Source organism: Nocardioides halotolerans DSM 19273, from assembly GCF_000422805.1.
GTDB lineage: Bacteria > Actinomycetota > Actinomycetes > Propionibacteriales > Nocardioidaceae > Nocardioides > Nocardioides halotolerans.
Window position 1 is genome coordinate 260,056 of sequence record NZ_KE383922.1, and the last position, 22,792, is coordinate 282,847.

Genomic DNA, 22,792 nt, shown 5'->3' on the forward strand with positions numbered 1-22,792 from the left:
GCATGGCGGGCAAGACCGACGGGCGGCAGCTGCGCTGGGACAGCCACAACCAGGCGCGCCGGCAGCACATCCTCGACGCCGCCATCGGCGTGCTCGCCGACGCCGAGCCGGGCGCCGAGGTGCACGTCCAGCAGATCGCCGACCGCGCCGGGCTGAGCCGGACCGTCGTCTACCGGCACTTCGCCGACCGCGCCGACCTCGACGCCGCCGTGCAGGGCCGGGCGCTCGAGCTCCTGCGCGCCGAGCTGGTGCCGGCGCTGTCGTTCGAGGGCACGCCGGTCGACATCATCCGGCGGATCGTCTCGGCGTACGTCGGGTGGGCCAGCGAGCACCCGTCGCTCCACGAGTTCGCCCAGCAGGACCCGCCCGGGCCGGGGCCGGGCCAGATGGAGACCGCGATCCAGCAGATCGCCGGCCAGATCGAGGACCTCATCAACGTCGGCGTGGAGGTGCTGCACGTCCGGCTCACCGAGGACGACGTGGCCGCGCTCGACCCGCTGGTCTTCGGGCTGGTGGGCGCGGTGTTCACCTCGACCCGGCGCTGGCTCTCGCGGCCCGACCAGCGGCCCGACCGCGAGAGCTTCGTCGAGCTGGTGACAGAGGCGGTGTGGCTGCAGATCGCCGGCATGGCGTCGGGCCGGGGAGTGGAGCTCGACCCCGACGTGCCGGTGGAGGCGCTGCTGGAGGCGGCGCTCGACGGGGCGCCAGGGTGAGCGCGGCCGACGAGAGCCGCGAGGAGGGCGGGACGATCTTCCAGTCGGGCGTCGGACGGGCCGACGATCTCGACCGGCTCTGGACCCCGCACCGGATGGCCTACATCCGCGGCGAGAACAAGCCGGCCGACGCGACGTCGGGGGAGTGCCCGTTCTGCCGCGTGCCCACGCTGAGCGACGTCGAGGGCCTGGTCGTGCACCGCGGCGAGACGGCGTACGCCGTGCTCAACCTCTACCCCTACGCGCCCGGCCACCTCATGGTCTGCCCCTACCGCCACCTCGCCGACTACACCGAGACCACCGACGCCGAGGCCGCCGAGATCGCCGCGATGACCAAGCGCGCCATGTCGGTGATCCGCGGGGTCTCCGGCGCGGAGGGCTTCAACATCGGCATGAACCAGGGCCACATCGCCGGTGCCGGCATCGCCGCGCACCTGCACCAGCACGTCGTGCCGCGCTGGCCCGGCGACCAGAACTTCATGCCGATCATCGGCCGCACCAAGACGCTGCCCGAGCTGCTCGCCGACACCCGCGCGCTGCTGGCATCGGCCTGGGACTGACCCGACCGGTTCTTGGCTAGCGCTTCTTGCCGGTGAGGTCGGTCATCGAGCCGGCGCCGTTCTTCGACGCCGCCACGCGCTTCTCGGCGCGCTTCTCCTTGATGGACTTCCCGGTCTTGGGCGTCTTGCTCTGACGAGGCGACTTGTCGCTCATGCGGGATCTCTCCGCTATCGGTTGCCTGGGTGGCTCCGTGGGCCGACCCTACGCCCGCCCCATGCATCGTGATGTCACGTGGGTCGGCGCGGGCGACTAACCTGCGGCCACCATGCTCGACCGATTCAAGGCCTTCTGGCAGGGCAAGGCCCTCGCGCCGTTCATCAACCTGTTCATCAGGCTCGGCATCAGCCCCGACGCCGTGACGCTGGTCGGCACCCTCGGCGTCTCGGCGGGCGCACTGGTGTTCTTCCCCCAGGGCATGCTCTGGCAGGGCGTGCTGGTCGTGACGGCTTTCGTGTTCAGCGACCTGGTCGACGGCGCGATGGCCCGCAAGATCGGCCGCACCGACACCTTCGGTGCCTTCCTCGACTCCACGCTCGACCGGGTCGCCGACGCCGCGCTGTTCGGCGGCATGGCGATGTTCTTCGCCTGGCAGGCCGAGGACCGGCTCTACCTCGTCCTCGCGCTCGTCTGCCTCGCCATGGGCTCGGTGACGTCGTACGCCCGGAGCAAGGGCGAGCAGCTCGGCTTCGACGCGAAGACCGGCCTCGCCGAGCGCCCCGACCGGCTGGTCGGGCTGCTGGTGCCGACGTTCTTCGGCGACCTGCTCGACCTGCCGATCCTCTACGAGGTCGCGCTCTGGCTGCTCGCCGTGCTCAGCACCGTCACCGTCCTGCAGCGCATCCTCAAGGTGCGGCGCCAGGCCCTCGCTTCGCGTGCCCCGATCGCTCCCGCCGCTCCCGAGGCCCCCACCGCGGAGTAGGCGCCGGCCACGGTCGTCGGCCCTCCTCGTCGGCCCTCCTCGTCGGCCCTCCTCGTCGGCCCTCCTCGTCGGCCACGTCTCCGCTGCTCACCCCACGCTCCTCCGCCGCCCGCGCGCGGTCTTGGGAGACCTGCCGGCACCTGGTGCCGGGATTCCTCCGCAGATCGGTGCGGCCGGCATCCCCACCTCGGAAATTGCTCGACAGGCGAGGACGTTCCGAGCGTCACGGCGCCTGACATCGAATCGGCTCTGAGGCCTGCCGCCGACTAGCATCGAGCCATGGCCGAGCAGCACCCCGAGACCCGCCCCGAGACCCACGCCGACGACACCTCCGAGGCGCCCGTCACCGGCACCACCCGCGTGAAGCGCGGCATGGCCGAGATGCTCAAGGGCGGCGTGATCATGGACGTCGTCACGCCGGAGCAGGCGAAGATCGCCGAGGACGCCGGGGCCGTGGCCGTGATGGCGCTCGAGCGGGTGCCGGCCGACATCCGCGCCCAGGGCGGGGTGTCCCGCATGAGCGACCCCGACATGATCGACGGGATCATCGAGCAGGTCTCGATCCCGGTGATGGCGAAGGCGCGTATCGGCCACTTCGCCGAGGCGCAGGTGCTGCAGAGCCTCGGCGTCGACTACGTCGACGAGTCGGAGGTGCTCACGCCCGCCGACTACGAGAACCACATCGACAAGTGGGCGTTCACGGTGCCGTTCGTGTGCGGCGCCACCAACCTCGGCGAGGCGCTGCGCCGCATCACCGAGGGAGCGGCGATGATCCGCTCCAAGGGCGAGGCCGGCACCGGCGACGTGTCCAACGCCGTGACGCACATGCGCACGATCCGCCGCGAGATCCGCCGCCTCGGCGCCCTGGAGGACGACGAGCTGTACGTCGCGGCCAAGGAGCTGCAGGCGCCGTACGACCTGGTCAAGGAGGTCGCGCGCCGCGGCAAGCTCCCGGTGGTGCTGTTCACCGCCGGTGGCATCGCGACGCCGGCCGACGCCGCGATGATGATGCAGCTCGGGGCCGAGGGCGTCTTCGTCGGCTCGGGCATCTTCAAGGCCGGCAACCCCGCGCAGCGCGCCGAGGCGATCGTCAAGGCCACCACCTTCCACGACGACCCCGACGTGGTCGCGAAGGTCTCGCGCGGCCTCGGTGAGGCGATGGTCGGCATCAACGTCGAGGAGATCCCGCAGCCGCACCGCCTCGCCGAGCGCGGCTGGTAGCCACGCCTCTCACCCCCTCGGGCTGACCCGCCCGAGCCCGGCTCACCCCTTCGGGCTGACCCGTCGGCGGACGTCCGGCTCACCCGGCGGGGACCCTTCCCGACCGCTCGGTCAGGAAAGGGGGCTAGACCAGGTCATTTGGTTGATCCTTGGATGACTCCGGGCTGCGTAAACGCTTTCATGGGAAGGACATCGTCCCTCGGTGCGAGACCCCAGCACCCTCCCCCGAAAGTGGAACCACATCCCGTGAAGAACTCTCTCAAGGGCTCGCTCGCCGCCCTCGCCGCCGCCATCCTCCTGCTCGGGGGCGTGGGCTCGCTCGCCTACTGGAACGACTCCGAGGCCATGCCTGGCGTCTCGGTGACCAGCGGCCGGCTCGACCTGGGCACGCCCGACTGCGGCCCCGGCTGGGTGCTCGACGGCGGCGCGCCGTTCACGACCCAGAAGATCGTGCCGGGCGATGTCCTGACCAAGGACTGCACCATCGACCTGACCGCCACCGGCGCCCACCTCGGCGCCGAGCTGGCCATCGGCAACCCCACCTGGGCCGAGGAGAACGACCTCACCGCCGAGCTCGACGCCACCGCGGTGTTCACCGTCAACGGCGAGACGACGACCCACATCCGCTCGGTCGACGACACCGGCACCGGCGAGATCCACGCGACGATCGAGGTCGTCTTCGACCAGAAGGCCCTCGACACCACCCAGGACCTCAGCGCCGCGCTGCAGACAGTGGCGATCACAGCGACCCAGACGCACGACGCGTCCTGATCCATCGCGCCACCGTGTCCTCGGAGCACACCGTCGCGGGCCGGCTCGGGCGGGGCGTCGTGCAGACGCTCGCCTGGGCCGTCCTGCTGGCGACCCTCGGGGTGCTCGCGGTCGCGGTCCTGGTCCCTCGGGTGGGCGGCGCCACGCCGTACACCATCGAGACCGGGTCGATGCGACCCGGCATGCCCCCCGGCACCCTGGTCGTGGTCCGGCCGGCCGACACCGACGATCTCGGTGTCGGCGCGGTCGTGACCTACCAGCTCCGGTCGGGTGAGCCCACCGTCGTCACCCACCGCATCGTCGCGACCGCCGTCGACGGCGCCGGCCGCAGGCTCTTCCAGACGAAGGGCGACGCGAACGACGTCGCCGACGAGCGCTGGGTGCGCCCGGTGCAGGTCCGCGGCACCACCTGGTACTCGGTCCCGATGCTGGGCCGGGCCAACACCGTCCTCACCGGGCACCAGCACCAGCTCGCGGTCTACGCCGCCGCGGGGCTGCTGGCCGCCTACGCACTGATCATGTTCGACCGCGCCCTCCTCGGGAGGCGCCGCCGGAGCCAGGAGGTGGCTCATGTCCAGGTCCCGCCGCTCGCGGGCTAGGTCCCGCGCACACGCCGCCCACGTGCCGCTGTGGCGCCGGGTCGGCTCGGTCCGGCTCCGCGCGCTCTTCGCCCTCGGCGTGGTCGGCGTGCTCGGGGCGACCGGCACGACGTTCGCCGCGTGGACCGACTCGGTCCCGGTGACCGGGACGACGTTCACCGCCGGCACCATCGACCTGAAGGTGCAGGGCCAGGACTCCGTCGCGGCCTACACCGACCTCAACCTGGCCACGATGGTGCCCGGCAACACCATGGCCGGCGTCCTCACCGTCAAGAACGCCGGGACGGCGCCGCTGAAGTACACGGCGACGACCACGGCCGGCAACGCCGACGGCAAGGGCCTCGGCGCGGCGCTGACCGTCAAGGTCACCGGCGCGGCCGCCGTCACCGGCGCGGCGCCCTCGGCCACCTGCGGCGGGACCGCCCTCGCCGGCACCGGTACGACGTTCGGCGGCGGCCTCGTCGGCACCGGCCGCCTGGTCGCGGCCGGCGCCTCCGAGACGCTGTGCGTCCAGGTCACCCTCCCCGCCACGGCCGCGTCGTCCCTGCAGGGCGCGACCACCAGCGTCGCCTTCGCCTTCACGGCCACCTCGGACGTGACGTGACCTCAGGGGTCACCGCCCGCCGCCGGGACCTCCCGCTCACCGTCAGCGCGGCGCTGGGCGCCCTGGTGGCCGTCGCGCTCGTCGTCCTCGGGGCCACGCACACCCGTCCGGTGGCGTTCCGCTCCGGCTCGATGTCGCCGACGATCCCGACGGGCGGTGCGGCGCTGGTGCACCGGGTGCCTGCGGCCGAGCTGCAGGTCGGCGACGTGGTCACGGTGCCGAGCGGTGACACTTTCGTGACCCACCGGATCGTGCAGCTCACCCGCGGTGAGGGCGTGGCGATGCTGCAGCTGAAGGGCGACGCGAACCGCGTCGCCGACCCCTCCCTCTACCGCGTCGGGTCCGCCGAGCGCGTCGTCGCCTCGGCACCGTGGGTGGGCTACGCCCTCGGCGGCATCGGCGGTCCTGCCGGGCTCTTCCTCGGCGCGGTCTACGTCCTGTGGCTGCTGCGTCGCCTGGTGAGCGGGGTGCCTGCGCCGGCCACCGGGCCCCGGCCCCGGCACCGCGGGGGTGGTCGACGCCGCGCGACGCCGCGCCTGCTCGTCGGCGGCACCTTGATGGCGGTCGCCGTGGCAGGCATCGGCGTCGCCGGTGCCCCGCGCGCGCTGGCGGTGGGCTGGGGCGACAGCGCAGCGGTGACGGGCCCGTCCCTCGCGGTGTACAAGCTCGTCAGCCCGCCGGGCGAGGTCGGGTGCGCCAACGGATCGGCGGGCAGCGGCAAGCTCACGCTGTCGTGGGCCGCTCCGGCGGGCGCGCCCGCGGGCTACGGCTACCAGGTCGAGGTGTGGACCAAGGACACCTTGCTCACCAACCCGGTCCTGCTGGCCAGCTTCACGCTCACCGCGACCCAGCTCGAGATCGAGCACTCACAGCTCAACCGGCCGTTCCTCTGGTCGGGCACCGCGGAGGTCTTCGTCCGCGGCTACCTGCCCACCGGGGGCTGGCGCTCCTCGACGTCGACCGTCCGCACCATCCGCGTGGGTCTCAGCGGCCTCGACTACCGCTGCTGACCCATCGACCATCCACAAATTGGTGCCGGTGCTGGGGTCGTGACCTGCGAATTCTGCCGCCCGGGCTACTCCGGCATGGCCCGAACGGGTCATGCCGTCCGTCGACGTACGAACAGTCACGTCCACGCAGGTTCCTCAGGTCGGTAACAAGCGGGAGTACCGCCTCCCGCGGTCCCTAGCGTTTTCACCAAGCCGGTTGATCGATCAACGATCTCGGCACGCTAGGGGAGGGGGGCCTCCCCCTTGGGAAAGGGAACCATCATGGCTGCTCAGGCAGACACGAAGAGCAAGACGAAGAAGCGGGCCGTCAAGGTCGCTGCCCTGACCGCGGCGCTCGTCGTCGCCGGCGGCGCGGCGTTCGCCTGGTGGACCGCGGGCGGCTCCGGCACCGGCTCGGCCACGACCGGCACCGTCACCGGCATCACGATCAACCAGACCAGCTCCGCCGCCGACCTCTACCCGGGTGGGCCGTCGAAGGCGCTGTCCGGCACCTTCACCAACTCGAACTCCGGCCCGGTCTTCGTCGAGCAGGTCACCGTGTCGATCGCCGCCGGGTGGAGTGCCCAGGCCGACTCCGGCAAGCCCGCCTGCACGGCCGGCGACTACGTCCTCGTCCAGCCCACGGCGACCCACGCAGAGGTCACCACCGGCAGCACGTGGGGCGGCGGCTCGATCGCGCTCACCAACAGCAGCGCCAACCAGGACAACTGCAAGGGCGTCACGGTTCCGCTCGTCTACTCGAGCAACTGACGACCCGTCGCGGGCGGCCCGGGATCCCCGGGCCGCCACGCGGCACCTGTCACTGAAGGTCTGCACGGTCACTGCACGGTCACGGCACGCTCACTGAGGGAGGACACCGCATGCGACGCCCACGAACCGCGGGGATGTTCGTCGGTCTACTGGCGCTGCCGGTCGCGCTCGCGGGCGCCCTGCCCGCCGTCGACTGGCAGAAGGTCGCCGACGTCCAGCACTTCGGCGGCGCCGAGCACCGGGTCGTGCACCGTCCGCACCAGCTCCACCGCGGCGTCAAGGTGAAGGTCACCGGGACGGCCCAGGGCCAGCTCAGGCCCGGCTCGACGGCACCGGTCCTCCTCACCTTCAAGAACCCGAACCGGCGACTGGTCCAGATGAAGCGGGTCCGGGTGAAGATCGTCAGCATCACCGCGCCGTACGCCGACGCCACGCACGCATGCACGACCGCGGACTTCGCGGTCCGGCAGATGTCACGGCGCGTGTTCCACCTGCCGGCCAGGCGGACCGTCGACCTCAACACCCTGCGCCTGCCGGTCTCGGACTGGCCGGTGCTGGTGATGCTCGACCGGCCCGTCAACCAGGACGGCTGCAAGGGCGCTGAGCTGCGGCTCAGGTTCAAGGCTCGGGGGCTGAGGAAGTGACCACCGTCCGCACCCACGCGAGGCGCAGGCGAGCGCCGCTCGTCGCCGCCGTCGTCGTGCTCGTGCTCCTGGTGTCCGGCGTCGCCGCGGCCTACTGGCGTGCCACTGGCGCCGGCTCCGCGGCGGCGGCCACCGGCACCACCTCGGCGCTGACCCTGAGCCCCGGCTCGCCGTCCGCCCCGCTCTACCCGGGCGGCCAGGCGTCGATGACGCTCACGGTCACCAACCCGAACGCCGCGACCGTCGCGATCGGCTCGCTGGCGCTCGACACGACGCAGGGCGCGGGCGGGTTCGCCGTCGACGGCGCCCACGCGGGCTGCGCCCTCTCGGCACTGTCCTTCACCACGCAGACGAACGGCGGCGCCGGGTGGACCGTCCCCGCCAGCTCGACCATCTCCGTCACGCTCATCCACGCGCTGTCGATGGCCGCCAACGCGGCCAACGCCTGCCAGGGTGCGGCGTTCATCGTCTACCTGAGGGTGGCGTCATGAAGCGGCACCTGATGACCCTCGCCGCGGCGGTCGTGCTGACCCTCGTCGCCGCGTCCGCGTGGGCCTACTGGAGCGCCGGCTCGGTCGCGGGCAGCAACGGCACGGCCACGGCCACCACGGTCAACCAGGGCGCGACGCCCACCGCCAGCGCGTCAGCGTCGAACGTCACCGTGAGCTGGGCCGCGACCACCCTGGCCAACGGGCAGCCCGTGAACGGCTACCTGGTCAAGCGGTACGACGCCACCACCTCGGCGGCCCAGACCGTCCTGCCCGGGTGCGCCGGCACGCTGGCCGCGACCTCCTGCGTGGAGAACGGCGTCCCCGACGGGGTCTGGCGCTACACCGTGACCCCGGTCTTCGCGACGAACTGGCGCGGCGCCGAGAGCGCCAAGAGCGCGACCGTCACCACCGACGTGACCGCGCCCGCCGCCCCGGCCTTCACCGGCATCAGCTCCGACACCGGCGCGTCCGCGACCGACCGGATCACCAGCGCCGCCTCGCAGACCCTGACCGGGAGTGCGGAGGCCGGTAGCACGGTCACCGTCCGCCGCGGGGCCACCGTGCTCGGCACGGCCACCGCCAACGGCTCGGGCGTCTTCTCCTTCGGGCCGGTCACGCTCACCCTCGGCACCAACACCTTCACCGCCACCGCGACCGACGCCGCCGGCAACACCTCGGCCGCCTCCGCGGGCTTCGTCGTCACCCTCGACACCGTCGAGCCGTTCTCGGTCGTCATCAGCCCCAGCGGCAGCGCCTGGCGCAGCACGGGTGCCTGGTCGATCACCGCCGACGACGCGCTGAGCGGTATCCACCACGTGTCCTACAAGGTCGACGCCGCGGGCTACCTCGACCTGCCCGCCACCAACGGCGTGGCGGTCTCGCCGCCCGCGCTTGCCGACGGCGTGCACACGGTCTTCGCCTACGCCACCGACGTGGCCGGCAAGAGCACGTCCGCGACCCCGGTCAACGCCACGATCCGCGTCGACGGCGTGAAGCCGACGGCGAGCATCGTGCTGAGCCAGGCGCCGAACGCCGACGGGTGGCGCACGTCCGGTCTGGTGACGGTCTCCGGCACTGACGCGACGAGCGGCGTCGACCACGTCGAGTACAAGATCGACGGCGCGCCGGCGTACACCTCCGGCGCCAACGGCGTCAGCTTCGTGCTCGCCGACGGCACCCACTCCGTGACGGCCCGGGCCGTGGACGCGGCCGGCAACGTCGGCGACCCGGTGACCGTCACCGGCATCAAGGTCGACTCCACGCCGCCCGGGACGACAGCCATCACGAGCAGCCAGACGCCCAACGCCAACGGCTGGATCAAGGCCAACACCACGCTCACCCTCGCGCCGACCGACGCCACCCCCGGCAGCGGCATCAAGAACGTGCAGTACCGCACCCGGGTCAACGCGGGCGCGTGGAGCGGCTGGACGGCGCTGACCGTGGCGCCGTACACCCTCGCGGTGTCGGCCGAGGGCGTCACCGACGTGGAGGTCTTCGCCACCGACGTCGCCGGCAACCTCGAGTCGCCGGTGCGCACCTACACCGTGAAGCTCGACAAGACGAACCCGTCGATCACCACGGTGACTCCCGCCAGCAGCACCACCGTCTGGCGGTCGTCGAACCAGCTGACGATCACGGCCGCCGACACCGGGAGCGGCGTGGCCTACGTGGAGTACCGGCTCGGCACCAGCGGCCCGTACACCCAGGTCGGCAACGGCGTGGCGATCACGCTCCCGCAGGGCACCAACACCGTCTACTACCACGCGGTCGACGAGGCCGGGAACGCGAGCGCGGACAACGCGACCGCCCACACGGTGCTGGTCGACACGACCGCCCCGACGCTGTCCAACCCCGTGCCCGCCAACAGCACCGCCGCCAGCGCCTGGGTGAACATCGACTGCGAGTCCGGCACGTTCGCGAACCGGGTGTGCGTCGACGTCAACGACGCCGGTGGCAGCGGGCTCAACGCCGGCAGCGTGACGTTCAAGCTGGTGCGGACGAGCACCAACCAGTGCTGGAACGGCTCCACCTTCGTCGCCGGCACGGGCTGTGCCGCCCAGGCGATGACGGCGGCGTCGGGCGCGCAGTACCGCAGCGGCGGCAACGCCCTGGCGGGCATGACCGACGGGACCTACACGGTCACGTTCGCCGCGTCCGACAACGCCGGCAACGCCGCGGCACCGCTCACCACGACGTTCACGGTCGAGAGCGCGCCCCCGACGGGCACGATCACCAACCCGTCGGGGAGCACCTACTCCCTGGCCGGGTGCGGCACCCCGGCGATCTGGGACCTGTGCGGCACCGCGACGGACACCGGCAGCGGGGTCGACCGGGTCGAGTTCGAGCTGCGGCAGCAGGGCTTCATCCTCGCCAACGACCGCTGCCTCGCGCCGAACGGCTCCTGGTCGGCCGCCGCCTGCGACACCAACCTCACCGCGACGCTCGACGGGGCAGGAAACTGGGGCTACGCCACCGGCGCGCTGCCGGGCGACGGCTTCTTCCAGTGGAACGGCTACACCGTCACGGTCTACATCTACGACCGGGCCGGCAACCTCACCACCCTGACCCGCAACTTCAACACCCCCTGAGGTCACCCCCCTGACGGGCCGACTGGGGCGGGCCCACACCCGCCCCAGTGGCCCGTTCGGGTGGTGCCGGCTCCAACGGGTCAGATCGGGGCCGCCGATCGGCGGAACACCGCGGTGTTCAGGGAACCTGCGCGCTCCCGTTGCGGTCTCATGGTCAGGCGGCACTCATGGGGGAGTGCCCGAGGCAGGAGGCAACGGGGTGGTCAGCACGAAGCGGACCGTGACGGCGTGGCTGCTCGTCGCCGGCGGGCTCGCGGTCCTGGCGGCATGGCTAGTCAGCGACACGACCGGCGCCAACCTCGGGCTCGGCCCGCTGTTCTTCGGCGTGGCCCTCGCGGTGGCCTGCGTGCGGAGCTTCCGGTCCCGATCGCGGCGCGCACCGCGGCGCTCCCTACCATCGAGCGGTGTCCTCGTCGCCGATCGGAGTCCTGGCCCTCCAGGGTGACGTCCGCGAGCACCTGCGGCTGCTGACCTCGCTCGGCGTGCCCGCCGTCGCCGTACGCCGGCCCGAGGAGGTCGCCGAGGTCGCCGGCCTGGTGCTGCCGGGCGGCGAGTCGACCACGATGATCCGGCTGGCGCGCACCTTCGAGCTCATCGAGCCGCTGCGCGAGCGGATCGCGGCGGGCATGCCGGCGTTCGGCACCTGCGCCGGGATGATCCTGCTGGCCGACGAGGTGCTCGACGGCGTCGCGGGCCAGGAGACCCTCGGCGGGCTCGACATCACGGTGCGGCGCAACGCCTTCGGGCGCCAGGTCGACTCCTTCGAGGAGGAGATCCACGTGGACGGCCTGGCCGAGCCGGTGCACGCCGTGTTCATCCGGGCGCCGTGGGTGGAGTCGGTCGGCGCCGGGGTCGAGGTGCTCGCCGCGGTGGAGGCGGGGCCGGCCGCAGGTAGGATCGTCGCGGTCCGTCAGGGCCCGCTGATGGCGACCTCGTTCCACCCGGAGGTGGGCGGCGGATCGCGGATCCACCAGATGTTCGTCGACCTGGTCGCCCAGCACGCGTAGCAGGCTCTGTCCTTACCCGGGAGGTAGCACCATGTCGGGCCACTCCAAGTGGGCGACCACGAAGCACAAGAAGGCCGTCATCGACGCCCGCCGCGGCAAGATGTTCGCCAAGCTGATCAAGAACATCGAGGTCGCCGCGCGGATGGGCGGGGGAGACCCCGCGGGCAACCCCACGCTCTACGACGCGATCCAGAAGGCCAAGAAGTCGTCGGTCCCCAACGACAACATCGACCGCGCGGTCAAGCGCGGCTCCGGTGCGGAGACCGGCGGCGCGGACTACCAGACGATCACCTACGAGGGCTACGGCCCGGCCGGCGTCGCAATGCTCATCGAGTGCCTCACCGACAACCGCAACCGCGCGGCGATGGAGGTCCGGACGGCGATGACCCGCAACGGCGGCTCGCTCGCCGACCCGGGCTCGGTGTCGTTCCTGTTCAACCGTAAGGGCGTCGTGATCGTGCCGGTCGACCAGGACGGCAAGAAGGTCGACGAGGACGCCATCCTCGAGGCGACCCTCGAGGCCGGCGCCGACGACGTCAACGACCTCGGCGACACCTTCGAGGTGATCTCCGAGCCGACCGACCTCGTCGCCGTGCGGTCCGCGCTGCAGGCGGCCGGCATCGACTACGACTCGGCCGAGGCGTCGTTCGTGCCCGACACCGAGGTCCAGCTCGACCAGGACTCCGCGGCCAAGGTGTTCCGCCTGGTCGAGGCCCTCGAGGACCTCGACGACGTGCAGAACGTCTTCGCCAACTACGACGTCTCCGACGAGGTCATGGAGGCCCTGGAGGCCTGACCGGTCGGTCGGTCGGCGGGTGCTACCAAGACCGAATCAGCGCATTCGCGCCCGATCGGCCTCGTTTCACGCGTGAAACACGACCGATCCGGCGCGAATGCGCTGATTCGGTCGTGAGCAGGTCAGCCGCGGAACGGCCCGCCGGGCCCGAAGGCCGCTGCCACGAACCGGTCGGCGATCAGCCGGTGGGTCTCGCCGTCGGGGTGCAGGGCGTCCGGGAGCGGCAGCCGCTCGTGGTCGGCGGAACCGTACAGGTCGAGGCCGTCGAGGAGGTGGAGGGCCGGGTCGGTCGCGGCGCGCTGGGCGACGACGCGCGCCAGCTCCTCGCGGATCACCTGCAGCGTGAGCTTGCCGGCCGGCACCTCCGCGGGGTCGCCGGTCGACAGGAACCGCACCTCGCCCCGGCCGAACGCCTCGACGTCGAAGGTGCCCGGCCCGGGCGTCTCCTCGTGGATCGGGCACAACAATGGCGACACGACGAGCAGAGGAGCGTCCGGGTGGCCCTCGCGGAGCGTGTCGAGGAAGCCGTGCACCGCCGGACCGAGCGCACGCCGCCGCATCAGGTCGAGGTTGACCAGGTTGATGCCGATCTTCACGCTCACGAGGTCCGCCGGGGTGTCCCTCATGGTCCGGGCGGTGAACGGGTCGAGCAGCGCGCTGCCGGCGAGGCCGAGGTTCACGAGCTCGACGCCGCCCTGTCGCGCGGCGAGCGCCGGCCAGGTGGTGCTCGGGCTGTCGGCGATCGACCCCTGGCTGATCGAGCTGCCGTGGTGCAGCCACACGCGGCGTACGTCGTCAGCGGGCACGACGGGAGCGTCCGTGCGCAGCTCGACGAGGTGGGTGGTCTCGCTCCACGGCAGCCACAGCTCGACGAGCTTGTCGCGCTCGAGCAGCCCGGCGAAGCGCACCGTGCCGGTCGCCCCGCGCCGCGTCTGCGCCCCGCCCTCGAAGTCGAGCACGACCTCGTCGCCGCCGGTCACCGTCATCTGCGCCACCAGCTCGCCGTCGACGCAGAGGTCGTAGAAGCAGTCCGGCCGGGGCGGGACGCCCTGGTAGTTGGTCAGCACGCGGTGCGCGTCGAGCTCGACCTCCGTGGCCCGGGTCCGGAAGGCCAGGCGTACGCCGGCCGGCTGCGACTCGGCCATGAGCAGCTGCGCGTCGGGGCACTGCGCGCGCGCCCAGGCGGGCAGGCGGTGCGGCAGCAGCCCGTGCTCGGTGCGCTCGAGCTCGGCGGCGCCGCGGACCAGCTCGGCGGTGATCGGCGTGGGCAGGCGCGCGGACATGCCTCCAGCCTTTCGCAGGCGTGTCTGCGCCGATCCTCCGCCCGCCGCCGTTAGCGTTCCGTACGAACACCTGTTCGGACCGGTCCGCTGACGAGAGGCTTCCCCCATGCGCGTGCTGGGCATCGACCCCGGGCTGACCCGGTGCGGGGTCGGCGTGGTCGAGGGGGAGACCGGGCGCCCGCTGCGGCTGGTCGACGTGGGCGTCGTCCGCACGTCGGCGGACCTCGCGATCGCCCAGCGCCTGCTGAGCATCGAGGAGGCGCTCGACGCGTGGATCGAGGAGCACCGGCCCGACGTCGTGGCGGTGGAGCGGGTCTTCGCGCGCTCCGACGTCAGCACGGTGATGGGCACCGCGCAGGCCAGCGGCATCGCGATGGTGTGCGCGGCGCGCCGGGGCGTGCGGGTCGCGCTGCACACGCCGAGCGAGGTCAAGGCCGCCGTCTCCGGGAGCGGCCGGGCCGACAAGGCCCAGGTCGGCGCGATGGTCACCCGGATCCTGCGCCTCGACAGCACCCCCAAGCCGGCGGACGCCGCGGACGCCCTGGCGCTCGCGATCACGCACATCTGGCGCGGTGGCGCGCAGTCCCGGATCGAGGCGGCCCTGGCGGCCGCGGGGAGGACCCGATGATCGCGTTCGTGCGTGGGCCCGTCGCCCAGGTGACGCTGTCGAGCGCCGTGGTCGAGGTCGGGGGAGTCGGGCTCGAGCTGATGTGCACGCCCGGCACCCTGGCGACGCTGCGCACCGGCCAGGTCGCCACGCTGCCGACCAGCATGGTGGTCCGCGAGGACTCCCTCACCCTGTTCGGCTTCCTCGACGACGACGAGAAGGCCACCTTCGAGCTCGTGCAGACCGCCGGCGGCGTCGGCCCCAAGCTCGCGCAGGCGATGCTCGCCGTGCTCGACCCCGACGACCTGCGCCGCGCGGTCGCCGCCGACGACGTCAAGACGCTCACCAAGGTGCCCGGCATCGGCCAGAAAGTGGCGCAGCGGATCATCCTCGAGCTCAAGGACCGCCTCGGCACGCCGCTCGGCTCGACCGCCCGTCCCGGCGCGGCGCCCGCGGCCGCGACCTGGCGCGACCAGGTCCACCAGGGGCTCACCGGCCTCGGCTGGCCGGCCCGCGAGGCCGACCGCGCGGTCGACGCCGTGGCCGACCAGGCCGGCGACCATCCCGACGTCGGCGCGCTGCTGCGTGCCGCCCTCCAGACGCTGAGCCGCGCATGACCCACGACCTCGACCTCACCGCGCCCGACGCCGAGCCCGACGAGCGGGTCATCGAGGCCGCGCTCCGGCCGCGCACCCTCGACGAGGTGGTGGGCCAGCAGCGCGTCCGCGACCAGCTCGGCCTGGTGCTCGAGGCCGCCCGGCTGCGCGAGCGCGCGCCCGACCACGTGCTGCTCTCCGGCCCGCCCGGGCTCGGGAAGACCACGCTCGCGATGATCATCGCCGCCGAGGTCGGCGTCCCGCTGCGGCTCACGAGCGGCCCGGCGCTGACCCACGCCGGCGACCTCGCGGCGATCCTGTCCGGCCTCAACCACGGCGACGTGCTGTTCGTCGACGAGATCCACCGGATGTCCCGCGCCGCCGAGGAGATGCTCTACCTCGCGATGGAGGACTTCCGGGTCGACGTCGTGATCGGCAAGGGGCCCGGTGCCACCGCGATCCCGCTGGAGATCCCGCCGTTCACCATGGTCGGGGCCACCACCCGGGCCGGCCTGCTCCCCGGTCCGCTGCGCGACCGGTTCGGCTTCACCGGCCACCTCGAGTTCTACGACGTCCACGAGCTCGACCGGATCGTGCACCGCTCGGCCGGGCTGCTCGGCGTACCCATCACGCCCGAGGGTGCCGCCGAGATCGCGTCGCGGTCGCGGGGGACCCCCCGCATCGCCAACCGCCTGCTGCGCCGGGTGCGCGACTACGCCCAGGTCCGCGCCGACGGCACGGTCACCCTCGAGGTCGCGCACGCCGCGCTCGACCTCTACGAGGTCGACCAGCTCGGCCTCGACCGCCTCGACCGGGCCGTGCTCGACGCGCTGTGCCGGCGGTTCGGTGGCGGGCCGGTCGGCCTCTCCACCCTGGCGGTCGCCGTCGGCGAGGAGCGCGAGACCGTCGAGGAGGTCGCCGAGCCGTTCCTCGTCCGGCAGGGGTTCCTCGCCCGGACGCCGCGGGGACGGGTCGCCACCGCGGCGGCGTGGCGTCACCTCGGGCTGACCGCACCGGCCACCGGCGAGCCCACGCTGTTCGAGGAGTGAGCAGGCGGCCGGCCGGGGAGTGACCCGGATCGCACTCCCGATGCGGCGATAGCGGCGTCCCGCCGTAGACTCCCCCCTCGTGCAAGATCTGACTCCTGTGCTGTTCCTGGTCGGAATCGCGCTCCTGTTCTGGCTGCTGCTGGTCCGCCCACAGGTCCGCCGACAGCGGGAACTCGTCCACCTGCAGTCCACGTTGGAGGTGGGTGACGAGGTGATCCTCACCTCGGGTGTCTACGGCACGGTGCGCGGCCTCGAGGACGGCGTCGCGCAGGTCGAGATCGCCGACGGGGTGGCCATCAGGGTCGCCCGCGGCGCGGTCGGCCAGGTGGTCCGCGAGGTCGACAGCCCCGCTGACCACGACGCAGACGGCACGGACGAGACAGACGGCACCACCGGCACCGCGCAGACCCGCGACGGGGAAGCCTCGGAGGAGAACTGAGATGGCACGCAAGACCGCCCGGCCCGGACGCACCCTCGGGGTGTTCTTCCTCGGGTTGGCGATCGCCTTCGGGCTGGTGGCCCTCGCCGGCACCTGGAAGCCCGAGCTGGGACTCGACCTCCAGGGCGGCACCAGCATCCGGCTGACCCCCAAGGGCAGCCCGAGCTCGGAGTCCCTCAACGAGGCCCGCAAGATCATCGACCAGCGCGTCAACGGCTCCGGCGTCGCCGAGGCCGAGGTCACCGTGCAGGGCAACAAGTACATCGTCGTCGAGATCCCGGGCGACAGCCGGCGAGACCTCGTCGACACGGTCAAGCGCCAGGCCCAGCTGAGGTTCCGGCTGGTCGCATGCTCCGACCAGGACCCCAGCCGCTGCCCGGGCAGTGGGGCGCAGGCGCCCCAGGACCCGACCGCGCCCGACACCGGCACCGGTGCCGGGGTGACCGCTCCGGCCGCACCCTCCGACAGCGCCGCGCCGTCCGACGCAGCCACGGACGCCGCTCCCAGCGACACCGCCACCGCCTCCGGCTCGGCCAACCGCGCCCCGGTCGGGTTCGCCGACGGCACCGACAGCCCGAGCCCCAGCGCAACTGACGGCGCGAGCGACGGCGCCAGCGAGAGCCCGGCTGCCGACGCGTCCGACGACCCGTCCGACGGTGCCACCGCGCCCAGCGACGCCGGCACGCCCACGAGCGCGCCCGTCATCCCGAGCCCCGAGGGCGGCCCCGACGTCGCCGACCCCCTGAAGTGGATCGACGCCCCCAACCAGGAGGCGATCGACGCCTACAACGCCTTCACCTGCCCGCAGGACGGCACGCCGGTCAACGTCGACGACGACCCGGCCAAGCCGCTGGTCACCTGTGAGTGGGACGCCGAGTCCGGGGTGGCGCAGAAGTACCTGCTCTCCGCCTCGATGATCGAGGGCAACGAGCTCGACTCGGCCAGCGCCCAGATCCCGCAGAACTCTGTCAACTACGTCGTCTCGCTCGACTTCGACGGTGGCGGGACCAAGGCGTTCACCCAGATCTCCGAGGCCCTCGTGTGCCCCAGCGGCACCGTGCCGCCGTGCCGCCAGTTCGCCGCCGTCCTCGACGGCCAGGTGATCTCCGCGCCGACCATGAACTCGCTGATCACCAACGGCCAGGCGCAGATCGAGGGCAACTTCACCCAGGCCTCGGCCAAGAGCCTGGCCACCAGCCTCAAGTACGGCGCGCTGCCGGTCACGTTCACCGACTTCAGCGTCGAGACCGTGGGGCCCTCGCTCGCCGGTGACCAGCTCACGGCCGGCATCACCGCGGGCATCGTCGGCCTGATCCTGGTGATGATCTACTGCATGTTCTACTACCGCGGTCTCGGCATCGTCGTGATCGGCTCGCTGCTGGTCGCGGGCGCGGCGACGTACGCCATGGTGCTGCTGCTCTCCAAGACCGCGAACTTCACGCTGACCCTCCCCGGCATCGCCGGTCTGATCGTCGCGGTCGGCATCACCGCCGACTCGTTCATCGTCTACTTCGAACGCATCCGCGACGAGATGCGCGACGGCAAGTCGATGCGGGTCGCGGTCGAGGCGGGCTGGGTCCGCGCCCGGGCGACCTGCCTGGCGGCCGACGCCGTCTCGCTGCTCGCGGCGATCGTGCTCTACATCTTCGCGGCCGGCGTGGTGCGCGGGTTCGCGTTCGCGCTGGGTCTCTCCACGCTGATCGACATCGTGGTGTTCTTCTGGTTCACCAAGCCGCTGGTCTCCGTCCTCGCCAAGACCTCCTTCTTCAACGGCGGGGGCAAGTGGTCCGGCCTCAGCGCCGAGACCCTCGGCGTGGACAAGATCGCTCCCGACCGACCACGGGTGGCGGCCGCCACCCGCACGAGCCAGGAGGGCACGGCCTGATGGGCAGGATCAGCCGGCTGGGCAACAGCCTCTACAACGGTTCGCGCTCCATCGACTTCGTCGGGCGCAAGTGGCTCTGGTACGCCGTCTCGGCCCTCATCGTGCTGCTCGCCGTCATCGGCCTCTCCGTCAAGGGCCTCAACTACGGCATCGAGTTCACCGGCGGCACCCAGTACAAGGTGACCCTGCCCAGTGACCAGGTCACCCAGGACAACGCCGACGCCCTGCGCGAGGCGGTCGGCGGGCTCGGCATCGACAATGCCGGCTCGCCCGTGGTCAACACGTCGGGCGACACCTCGATCCTCGTGCAGACCGAGGAGCTCACCAACGAGGAGAGCGACGAGGTCACCCAGACGATCATCGACACCGTCGGTGCGAGCACCGACGACATCTCTCAGGACCAGATCGGCGCGAGCTGGGGTGACGAGGTCAAGGACCGCGCCATCCTCGGCCTGGTCGTCTTCCTGTTCCTCGTGGTCCTCTTCATCTGGGCCTACTTCCGGGAGTGGAAGATGTCGGCGGCGGCCATCGTGGCCCTGGCCCACGACGTCATCATCACCGTCGGCGTCTACGCGCTTTCCGGCTTCGAGGTCACGCCCGCGACCGTCACCGGCCTGCTGACGATCCTCGGCTTCTCGCTCTACGACACCGTGGTCGTCTTCGACAAGGTCCGCGAGAACACCAAGAGCCTCCGGGCGAGCCGCACGACGTACGCCAAGGCCGCCAACCTCGCGGTCAACCAGACCCTGGTCCGGTCGATCAACACCTCGGTGGTCGCGCTGATCCCCGTGGGCGCGATCCTCTACGTCAGCGCGGTCCAGCTCGGCGCGAGCTCGTTGAAGGACCTCGCGCTCTCGCTGTTCGTCGGCATGGCGGCCGGCGCCTACTCCTCGATCTTCATCGCGACGCCGCTGCTGGTGCACCTGAAGTCGACCGAGAGCGAGGTCGTCCTCGCCGAGCGCCGCGCCAAGGCGCGCGAGCGCCGCAACGTCGACCGCTACGCCTCGGTGCCGGTGTTCAAGGAGGACATGCCGATCGCCGAGCCTGACGGGCCGGTGCCCGGTGCCCTGATGGTCGACGACGACCTCGACGACTTCGACGACGAGGACGACGCTCCGCGGCCGGCCTCGGCGCCCGAGGCGACGGGCCGGGGCCGCACGGTGCCGACCACGCAGCGCCCGGTCGGCCAGAGCCGTGCCTCCGGACGGCAGCAGCCGACCCGGCAGTCGCGCTCGAAGCGCAAGTGACCGACCTCCGGTGACCGCCGCGGCCCGGGAGGCGCTGGAGCGCCTGATCGTCGACGTCCCGGACTACCCCGCGCCCGGCGTGGTGTTCAAGGACATCACCCCGCTGCTGGCCGACCACACGGCGTTCACCGAGGTGATCGACGCCCTCGCGGCGGCCGGCCGCGACGGGTCGGGCGCCACGGTCGTCGACAAGGTCGTCGGCATGGAGGCGCGTGGCTTCATCCTGGCCGCGCCGGTGGCGCTCGCGCTCGGCACCGGCTTCGTCCCGGTCCGCAAGGCCGGCAAGCTGCCCCGCGAGACGCACGCCGTCTCCTACGCGCTGGAGTACGGCGAGGCCACCCTCGAGGTGCACCGCGACGCCGTCGCGCCGGGGGAGCGGGTGCTGCTGGTCGACGACGTGCTCGCCACCGGGGGCACGGTCGCGGCGACCCGGAGCCTGGTCGAGGCGTGCGGCGGCGTCGCCGTCGGCGTGGCCGTCCTGATGGAGCTGTCCTTCCTGCCCGGCCGGGCCACCGTCGGCGACCTCCCTGTCCACACGCTCCTCACGATCTGACCCGCGTACGCTGGACGGGTGACGGAGGAGCGCACCGAGGAGCGCGCCGCCCCGACCGACGACCAGCCCCAGGAGCAGACCTCCGCGAAGCCGGCCGAGCGGCTGCGGGCGCGGCGCAACCCGGCGCGTGCCGAGGAGCGCGGCGAGGGCACGACGACCAGCCCCGGCCCCGCGGCGACGCGGTCGATGCGCTCGCGCCTGGCCCGGGTCGCCAGCCGCAGCCAGCCCGGCAACCCCGTCCTCGACCCGCTGTTCCGCGCCATCCGCACCAGCCACCCCAAGGCGGACCTCGCCCTCCTCGAGCGTGCCTACACCACCGCGGCCGAGATGCACGGCACGCAGATGCGCAAGAGCGGTGACCCCTACATCACCCACCCGCTCGCGGTGACGACGATCCTCGCCGACATCGGCATGACCGAGCCGACGCTCGTGGCGGCGCTCCTCCACGACACGGTCGAGGACACGCCGTACACCCTCGAGCAGGTCCGCGCCGACTTCGGCGAGGAGGTCGCCCAGCTCGTCGACGGCGTGACCAAGCTCGACAAGGTCAAGTACGGCGACTCGGCGCAGGCCGAGACCATCCGCAAGATGATCGTCGCGATGTCGCGCGACATCAGGGTGCTGGTCATCAAGCTGGCCGACCGGCTGCACAACATGCGGACGCTGCGCTACGTCCGGCAGGAGACCCAGGAGCGGGTCGCCCGCGAGACGCTCGACATCTACGCGCCGCTGGCCCACCGGCTCGGGATGAACACGATCAAGTGGGAGCTCGAGGACCTCGCGTTCGCGACCCTCCACCCCAAGATCTACGACGAGATCGTGCGGATGGTGGCCGAGCGCGCGCCGTCGCGCGACCAGTTCCTGGCCGAGGTGATCAGTGAGGTCGAGAAGGACCTCCGCGAGGCGAAGATCAAGGCCACCGTCACCGGCCGGCCCAAGCACTACTACTCGATCTACCAGAAGATGATCGTCGGCGGCCGCGAGTTCTCCGACATCTACGACCTGGTCGGCATCCGCATCCTGGTCGCGGACGACCGCGACTGCTACTCGGTCCTCGGCGTGCTCCACTCGCGCTGGAACCCGGTCCTCAACCGGTTCAAGGACTACGTCGCGATGCCGAAGTTCAACATGTACCAGTCGCTGCACACGACGGTGATCGGGCCGCAGGGCAAGCCGGTCGAGATGCAGATCCGCACCTTCGCCATGCACCGGCGCGCGGAGTACGGCGTCGCGGCGCACTGGAAGTACAAGGAGGACGGCCGCGCCGGGGTCGACACCGAGAAGCTCGGCGACATCGACGACATGAACTGGGTGCGCCAGCTGCTCGACTGGCAGAGCGAGGTCGAGGACCCCGGTGAGTTCCTCGAGTCGCTGCGCTTCGAGATCAACCGTGCCGAGACCTACGTCTTCACCCCGCGCGGCGACGTGATCGCGCTGCCGTCGGGTGCGACGCCGGTCGACTTCGCGTACGCCGTGCACACCGAGGTCGGCCACCACACGATCGGCGCCCGGGTCAACGGCCGCCTGGTGCCGCTCGAGTCGACGCTGGAGAACGGCGACGTGGTCGAGGTCTTCACCTCCAAGGCGCCCAACGCCGGCCCGTCGCGCGACTGGCTGACCTTCGTGCGCTCACCGCGGGCGCGCTCGAAGATCCGTCAGTGGTTCACCAAGGAGCGGCGCGAGGAGGCGGTCGAGCGCGGCAAGGAGCAGATCGCCAAGCTGATGCGCAAGGAGGGGCTGCCGCTCAAGCGGCTGATGTCCCACGAGTCGCTGATGCTCGCGGCCGCACACTTCAAGATCGCCGACGTCTCCGCGCTCTACGCCGCGGTCGGCGAGGGCAACCTGTCCGCCCAGGCCGTGGTGCGCCGGGTGATCGAGGAGCACGGCGGCGCCGACGGGGCCTCCGAGGACCTCGCCGAAGCCGTCACGATCACCGGCCGGCGGGGTCGCGCGAAGACCCCCACGGGCGGCGACGCCGGCGTGGTGGTCAAGGGCGCGCCCGACGTGTGGGTCAAGCTCGCGAAGTGCTGCACCCCGGTGCCGCCCGACGACATCCTCGGCTTCGTGACCAAGGGCGGCGGCGTCTCGGTGCACCGCACCGACTGCACCAACGCCGGCGAGCTGCGCACGCACCCCGAGAAGCTGCTCGAGGTCGAGTGGGCGCCGACCGGCCAGTCGACGTTCCTGGTCAACATCCAGGTCGAGGCGCTCGACCGGGCCCGCCTGCTCGCCGACATCACGATGGTGCTCTCCGACGCGCACGTGAACATCCTCAGCGCCAACCTGCAGACGACCCGCAACCGCGTGGCCAAGAGCAGGTTCACCTTCGAGATGGCCGAGGCCAAGCACCTCGACACGGTGCTCAAGGCGGTGCGCTCGGTGCCCGGCGTCTTCGACGCCTACCGCGTCACCCAGTGAGGAGTTACTGACTCGCGAGTCAGTAGGTCATGCTGTCCGGG

The 22,792-nt window shown here is 72.0% G+C and carries 24 protein-coding genes; 22 read left to right on the forward strand and 2 right to left on the reverse strand.

Annotation, left to right across the window (positions count from 1 at the left end; all coding sequences use genetic code 11):
• Positions 1 to 2 precede the first annotated feature (2 nt).
• Together G514_RS0111855 and G514_RS0111860 are read left to right on the forward strand one after the other, a co-directional pair.
• Positions 3 to 713, forward strand: a complete 711-nt coding sequence (locus G514_RS0111855; protein ID WP_028651912.1) for a TetR/AcrR family transcriptional regulator — start codon at positions 3 to 5, stop codon at positions 711 to 713.
• The gene (locus G514_RS0111860; protein WP_028651913.1) at positions 710 to 1,273 is read left to right on the forward strand and encodes an HIT family protein; all 564 of its coding nucleotides are present in this window, start codon (positions 710 to 712) and stop codon (positions 1,271 to 1,273) included. Before G514_RS0111855 ends, G514_RS0111860 begins: the two co-directional genes overlap by 4 nt.
• A 16-nt stretch (positions 1,274 to 1,289) precedes the next feature.
• Here the strand turns inward: G514_RS0111860 and G514_RS30690 are convergent, their stop codons facing one another.
• Positions 1,290 to 1,427, reverse strand: coding sequence for a hypothetical protein (locus G514_RS30690; RefSeq protein WP_169576419.1), 138 nt, complete (start codon positions 1,425 to 1,427; stop codon positions 1,290 to 1,292).
• A gap of 112 nt (positions 1,428 to 1,539) precedes the next feature.
• Here G514_RS30690 and pgsA point away from each other — a divergent pair, with 112 nt between their 5' ends.
• From pgsA to G514_RS0111925, 12 genes are all read left to right on the forward strand, one after another.
• Positions 1,540 to 2,193, forward strand: a complete 654-nt coding sequence (gene pgsA, locus G514_RS26430) for a phosphatidylinositol phosphate synthase (RefSeq protein WP_051247390.1) — start codon at positions 1,540 to 1,542, stop codon at positions 2,191 to 2,193.
• 279 nt (positions 2,194 to 2,472) lie between these two features.
• A complete protein-coding gene (gene pdxS, locus G514_RS0111875) occupies positions 2,473 to 3,414 on the forward strand; it encodes a pyridoxal 5'-phosphate synthase lyase subunit PdxS (protein ID WP_028651914.1) in 942 nt (313 codons plus the stop codon).
• Positions 3,415 to 3,660: 246 nt separating this feature from the next.
• The gene (locus G514_RS29230) at positions 3,661 to 4,185 is read left to right on the forward strand and encodes an alternate-type signal peptide domain-containing protein (protein ID WP_051247391.1); all 525 of its coding nucleotides are present in this window, start codon (positions 3,661 to 3,663) and stop codon (positions 4,183 to 4,185) included.
• A gap of 14 nt (positions 4,186 to 4,199) precedes the next feature.
• Entirely contained in the window at positions 4,200 to 4,784 is a 585-nt protein-coding gene (locus G514_RS26440) for a signal peptidase I (protein ID WP_051247392.1), read from the forward strand.
• Positions 4,756 to 5,388: a TasA family protein gene (locus G514_RS30695; protein ID WP_084152064.1), complete on the forward strand. Its 633-nt coding sequence runs from the start codon at positions 4,756 to 4,758 to the stop codon at positions 5,386 to 5,388. The genes G514_RS26440 and G514_RS30695 overlap by 29 nt, the downstream gene beginning before the upstream one ends.
• Positions 5,385 to 6,398, forward strand: coding sequence for a signal peptidase I (locus G514_RS29235; RefSeq protein ID WP_051247393.1), 1,014 nt, complete (start codon positions 5,385 to 5,387; stop codon positions 6,396 to 6,398). Before G514_RS30695 ends, G514_RS29235 begins: the two co-directional genes overlap by 4 nt.
• 261 nt (positions 6,399 to 6,659) lie before the next feature.
• A complete protein-coding gene (locus G514_RS29240; RefSeq protein ID WP_051247394.1) occupies positions 6,660 to 7,148 on the forward strand; it encodes a hypothetical protein in 489 nt (162 codons plus the stop codon).
• A 110-nt stretch (positions 7,149 to 7,258) separates the two neighbouring features.
• Entirely contained in the window at positions 7,259 to 7,792 is a 534-nt protein-coding gene (locus G514_RS0111905) for a hypothetical protein (RefSeq protein ID WP_157544760.1), read from the forward strand.
• Positions 7,789 to 8,283 carry a hypothetical protein gene (locus G514_RS0111910; protein WP_028651917.1) on the forward strand — a complete coding sequence of 165 codons (495 nt, stop codon included), beginning with the start codon at positions 7,789 to 7,791 and terminating at the stop codon, positions 8,281 to 8,283. Before G514_RS0111905 ends, G514_RS0111910 begins: the two co-directional genes overlap by 4 nt.
• Positions 8,280 to 10,871, forward strand: coding sequence for an OmpL47-type beta-barrel domain-containing protein (locus G514_RS0111915; RefSeq protein WP_028651918.1), 2,592 nt, complete (start codon positions 8,280 to 8,282; stop codon positions 10,869 to 10,871). The genes G514_RS0111910 and G514_RS0111915 overlap by 4 nt, the downstream gene beginning before the upstream one ends.
• Before the next feature lie 404 nt (positions 10,872 to 11,275).
• Positions 11,276 to 11,878, forward strand: a complete 603-nt coding sequence (gene pdxT / locus G514_RS0111920) for a pyridoxal 5'-phosphate synthase glutaminase subunit PdxT (protein ID WP_028651919.1) — start codon at positions 11,276 to 11,278, stop codon at positions 11,876 to 11,878.
• Positions 11,879 to 11,909: 31 nt separating this feature from the next.
• A complete protein-coding gene (locus G514_RS0111925) occupies positions 11,910 to 12,674 on the forward strand; it encodes a YebC/PmpR family DNA-binding transcriptional regulator (RefSeq protein ID WP_028651920.1) in 765 nt (254 codons plus the stop codon).
• A gap of 122 nt (positions 12,675 to 12,796) precedes the next feature.
• On the opposite strand, the gene G514_RS0111930 is transcribed toward G514_RS0111925, so the two are convergent.
• Positions 12,797 to 13,957, reverse strand: a complete 1,161-nt coding sequence (locus G514_RS0111930) for an SGNH/GDSL hydrolase family protein (protein ID WP_028651921.1) — start codon at positions 13,955 to 13,957, stop codon at positions 12,797 to 12,799.
• Positions 13,958 to 14,072: 115 nt separating this feature from the next.
• On the opposite strand from G514_RS0111930, the gene ruvC reads away from it, so the two are divergent.
• From ruvC to G514_RS0111970, 8 genes are all read left to right on the forward strand, one after another.
• Positions 14,073 to 14,585 carry a crossover junction endodeoxyribonuclease RuvC gene (gene ruvC, locus G514_RS0111935; RefSeq protein ID WP_211222144.1) on the forward strand — a complete coding sequence of 171 codons (513 nt, stop codon included), beginning with the start codon at positions 14,073 to 14,075 and terminating at the stop codon, positions 14,583 to 14,585.
• Positions 14,582 to 15,181 (forward strand): Holliday junction branch migration protein RuvA, encoded by a 600-nt coding sequence (gene ruvA / locus G514_RS0111940; RefSeq protein ID WP_028651923.1) that lies wholly within the window; start codon positions 14,582 to 14,584, stop codon positions 15,179 to 15,181. The genes ruvC and ruvA overlap by 4 nt, the downstream gene beginning before the upstream one ends.
• Positions 15,178 to 16,209, forward strand: a complete 1,032-nt coding sequence (ruvB, locus tag G514_RS0111945) for a Holliday junction branch migration DNA helicase RuvB (protein WP_028651924.1) — start codon at positions 15,178 to 15,180, stop codon at positions 16,207 to 16,209. The genes ruvA and ruvB overlap by 4 nt, the downstream gene beginning before the upstream one ends.
• Positions 16,210 to 16,288: 79 nt before the next feature.
• Complete coding sequence (gene yajC / locus G514_RS26455) at positions 16,289 to 16,648, forward strand: preprotein translocase subunit YajC (protein WP_245582184.1); 360 nt, start codon at positions 16,289 to 16,291, stop codon at positions 16,646 to 16,648.
• 1 nt (position 16,649) lies between these two features.
• Entirely contained in the window at positions 16,650 to 18,533 is a 1,884-nt protein-coding gene (secD, locus tag G514_RS0111955; RefSeq protein ID WP_028651925.1) for a protein translocase subunit SecD, read from the forward strand.
• Positions 18,533 to 19,780, forward strand: coding sequence for a protein translocase subunit SecF (gene secF / locus G514_RS0111960; RefSeq protein WP_028651926.1), 1,248 nt, complete (start codon positions 18,533 to 18,535; stop codon positions 19,778 to 19,780). The genes secD and secF overlap by 1 nt, the downstream gene beginning before the upstream one ends.
• A gap of 10 nt (positions 19,781 to 19,790) precedes the next feature.
• A complete protein-coding gene (locus tag G514_RS0111965) occupies positions 19,791 to 20,333 on the forward strand; it encodes an adenine phosphoribosyltransferase (RefSeq protein ID WP_028651927.1) in 543 nt (180 codons plus the stop codon).
• Between the two features lie 186 nt (positions 20,334 to 20,519).
• A complete protein-coding gene (locus tag G514_RS0111970) occupies positions 20,520 to 22,751 on the forward strand; it encodes a RelA/SpoT family protein (RefSeq protein WP_028651928.1) in 2,232 nt (743 codons plus the stop codon).
• The last annotated feature ends 41 nt before the right edge of the window (positions 22,752 to 22,792 follow it).

What these genes read in the sequence shown, in the direction of transcription:
- pdxS (WP_028651914.1), top strand. Translation starts at nt 2,473, where the DNA reads ATGGCCGAGCAGCACCCCGAGACCCGCCCCGAGACCCACGCCGACGAC.
- ruvA (WP_028651923.1), top strand. Translation starts at nt 14,582, where the DNA reads ATGATCGCGTTCGTGCGTGGGCCCGTCGCCCAGGTGACGCTGTCGAGC.
- G514_RS30690 (WP_169576419.1), bottom strand. Translation starts at nt 1,427, where the DNA reads ATGAGCGACAAGTCGCCTCGTCAGAGCAAGACGCCCAAGACCGGGAAG.
- G514_RS0111905 (WP_157544760.1), top strand. Translation starts at nt 7,259, where the DNA reads ATGCGACGCCCACGAACCGCGGGGATGTTCGTCGGTCTACTGGCGCTG.
- G514_RS0111915 (WP_028651918.1), top strand. Translation starts at nt 8,280, where the DNA reads ATGAAGCGGCACCTGATGACCCTCGCCGCGGCGGTCGTGCTGACCCTC.
- G514_RS0111970 (WP_028651928.1), top strand. Translation starts at nt 20,520, where the DNA reads ATGCGCTCGCGCCTGGCCCGGGTCGCCAGCCGCAGCCAGCCCGGCAAC.
- secF (WP_028651926.1), top strand. Translation starts at nt 18,533, where the DNA reads ATGGGCAGGATCAGCCGGCTGGGCAACAGCCTCTACAACGGTTCGCGC.
- G514_RS0111925 (WP_028651920.1), top strand. Translation starts at nt 11,910, where the DNA reads ATGTCGGGCCACTCCAAGTGGGCGACCACGAAGCACAAGAAGGCCGTC.
- G514_RS30695 (WP_084152064.1), top strand. Translation starts at nt 4,756, where the DNA reads ATGTCCAGGTCCCGCCGCTCGCGGGCTAGGTCCCGCGCACACGCCGCC.
- pgsA (WP_051247390.1), top strand. Translation starts at nt 1,540, where the DNA reads ATGCTCGACCGATTCAAGGCCTTCTGGCAGGGCAAGGCCCTCGCGCCG.
- G514_RS29240 (WP_051247394.1), top strand. Translation starts at nt 6,660, where the DNA reads ATGGCTGCTCAGGCAGACACGAAGAGCAAGACGAAGAAGCGGGCCGTC.
- secD (WP_028651925.1), top strand. Translation starts at nt 16,650, where the DNA reads ATGGCACGCAAGACCGCCCGGCCCGGACGCACCCTCGGGGTGTTCTTC.
- G514_RS0111930 (WP_028651921.1), bottom strand. Translation starts at nt 13,957, where the DNA reads ATGTCCGCGCGCCTGCCCACGCCGATCACCGCCGAGCTGGTCCGCGGC.
- ruvB (WP_028651924.1), top strand. Translation starts at nt 15,178, where the DNA reads ATGACCCACGACCTCGACCTCACCGCGCCCGACGCCGAGCCCGACGAG.
- G514_RS0111855 (WP_028651912.1), top strand. Translation starts at nt 3, where the DNA reads ATGGCGGGCAAGACCGACGGGCGGCAGCTGCGCTGGGACAGCCACAAC.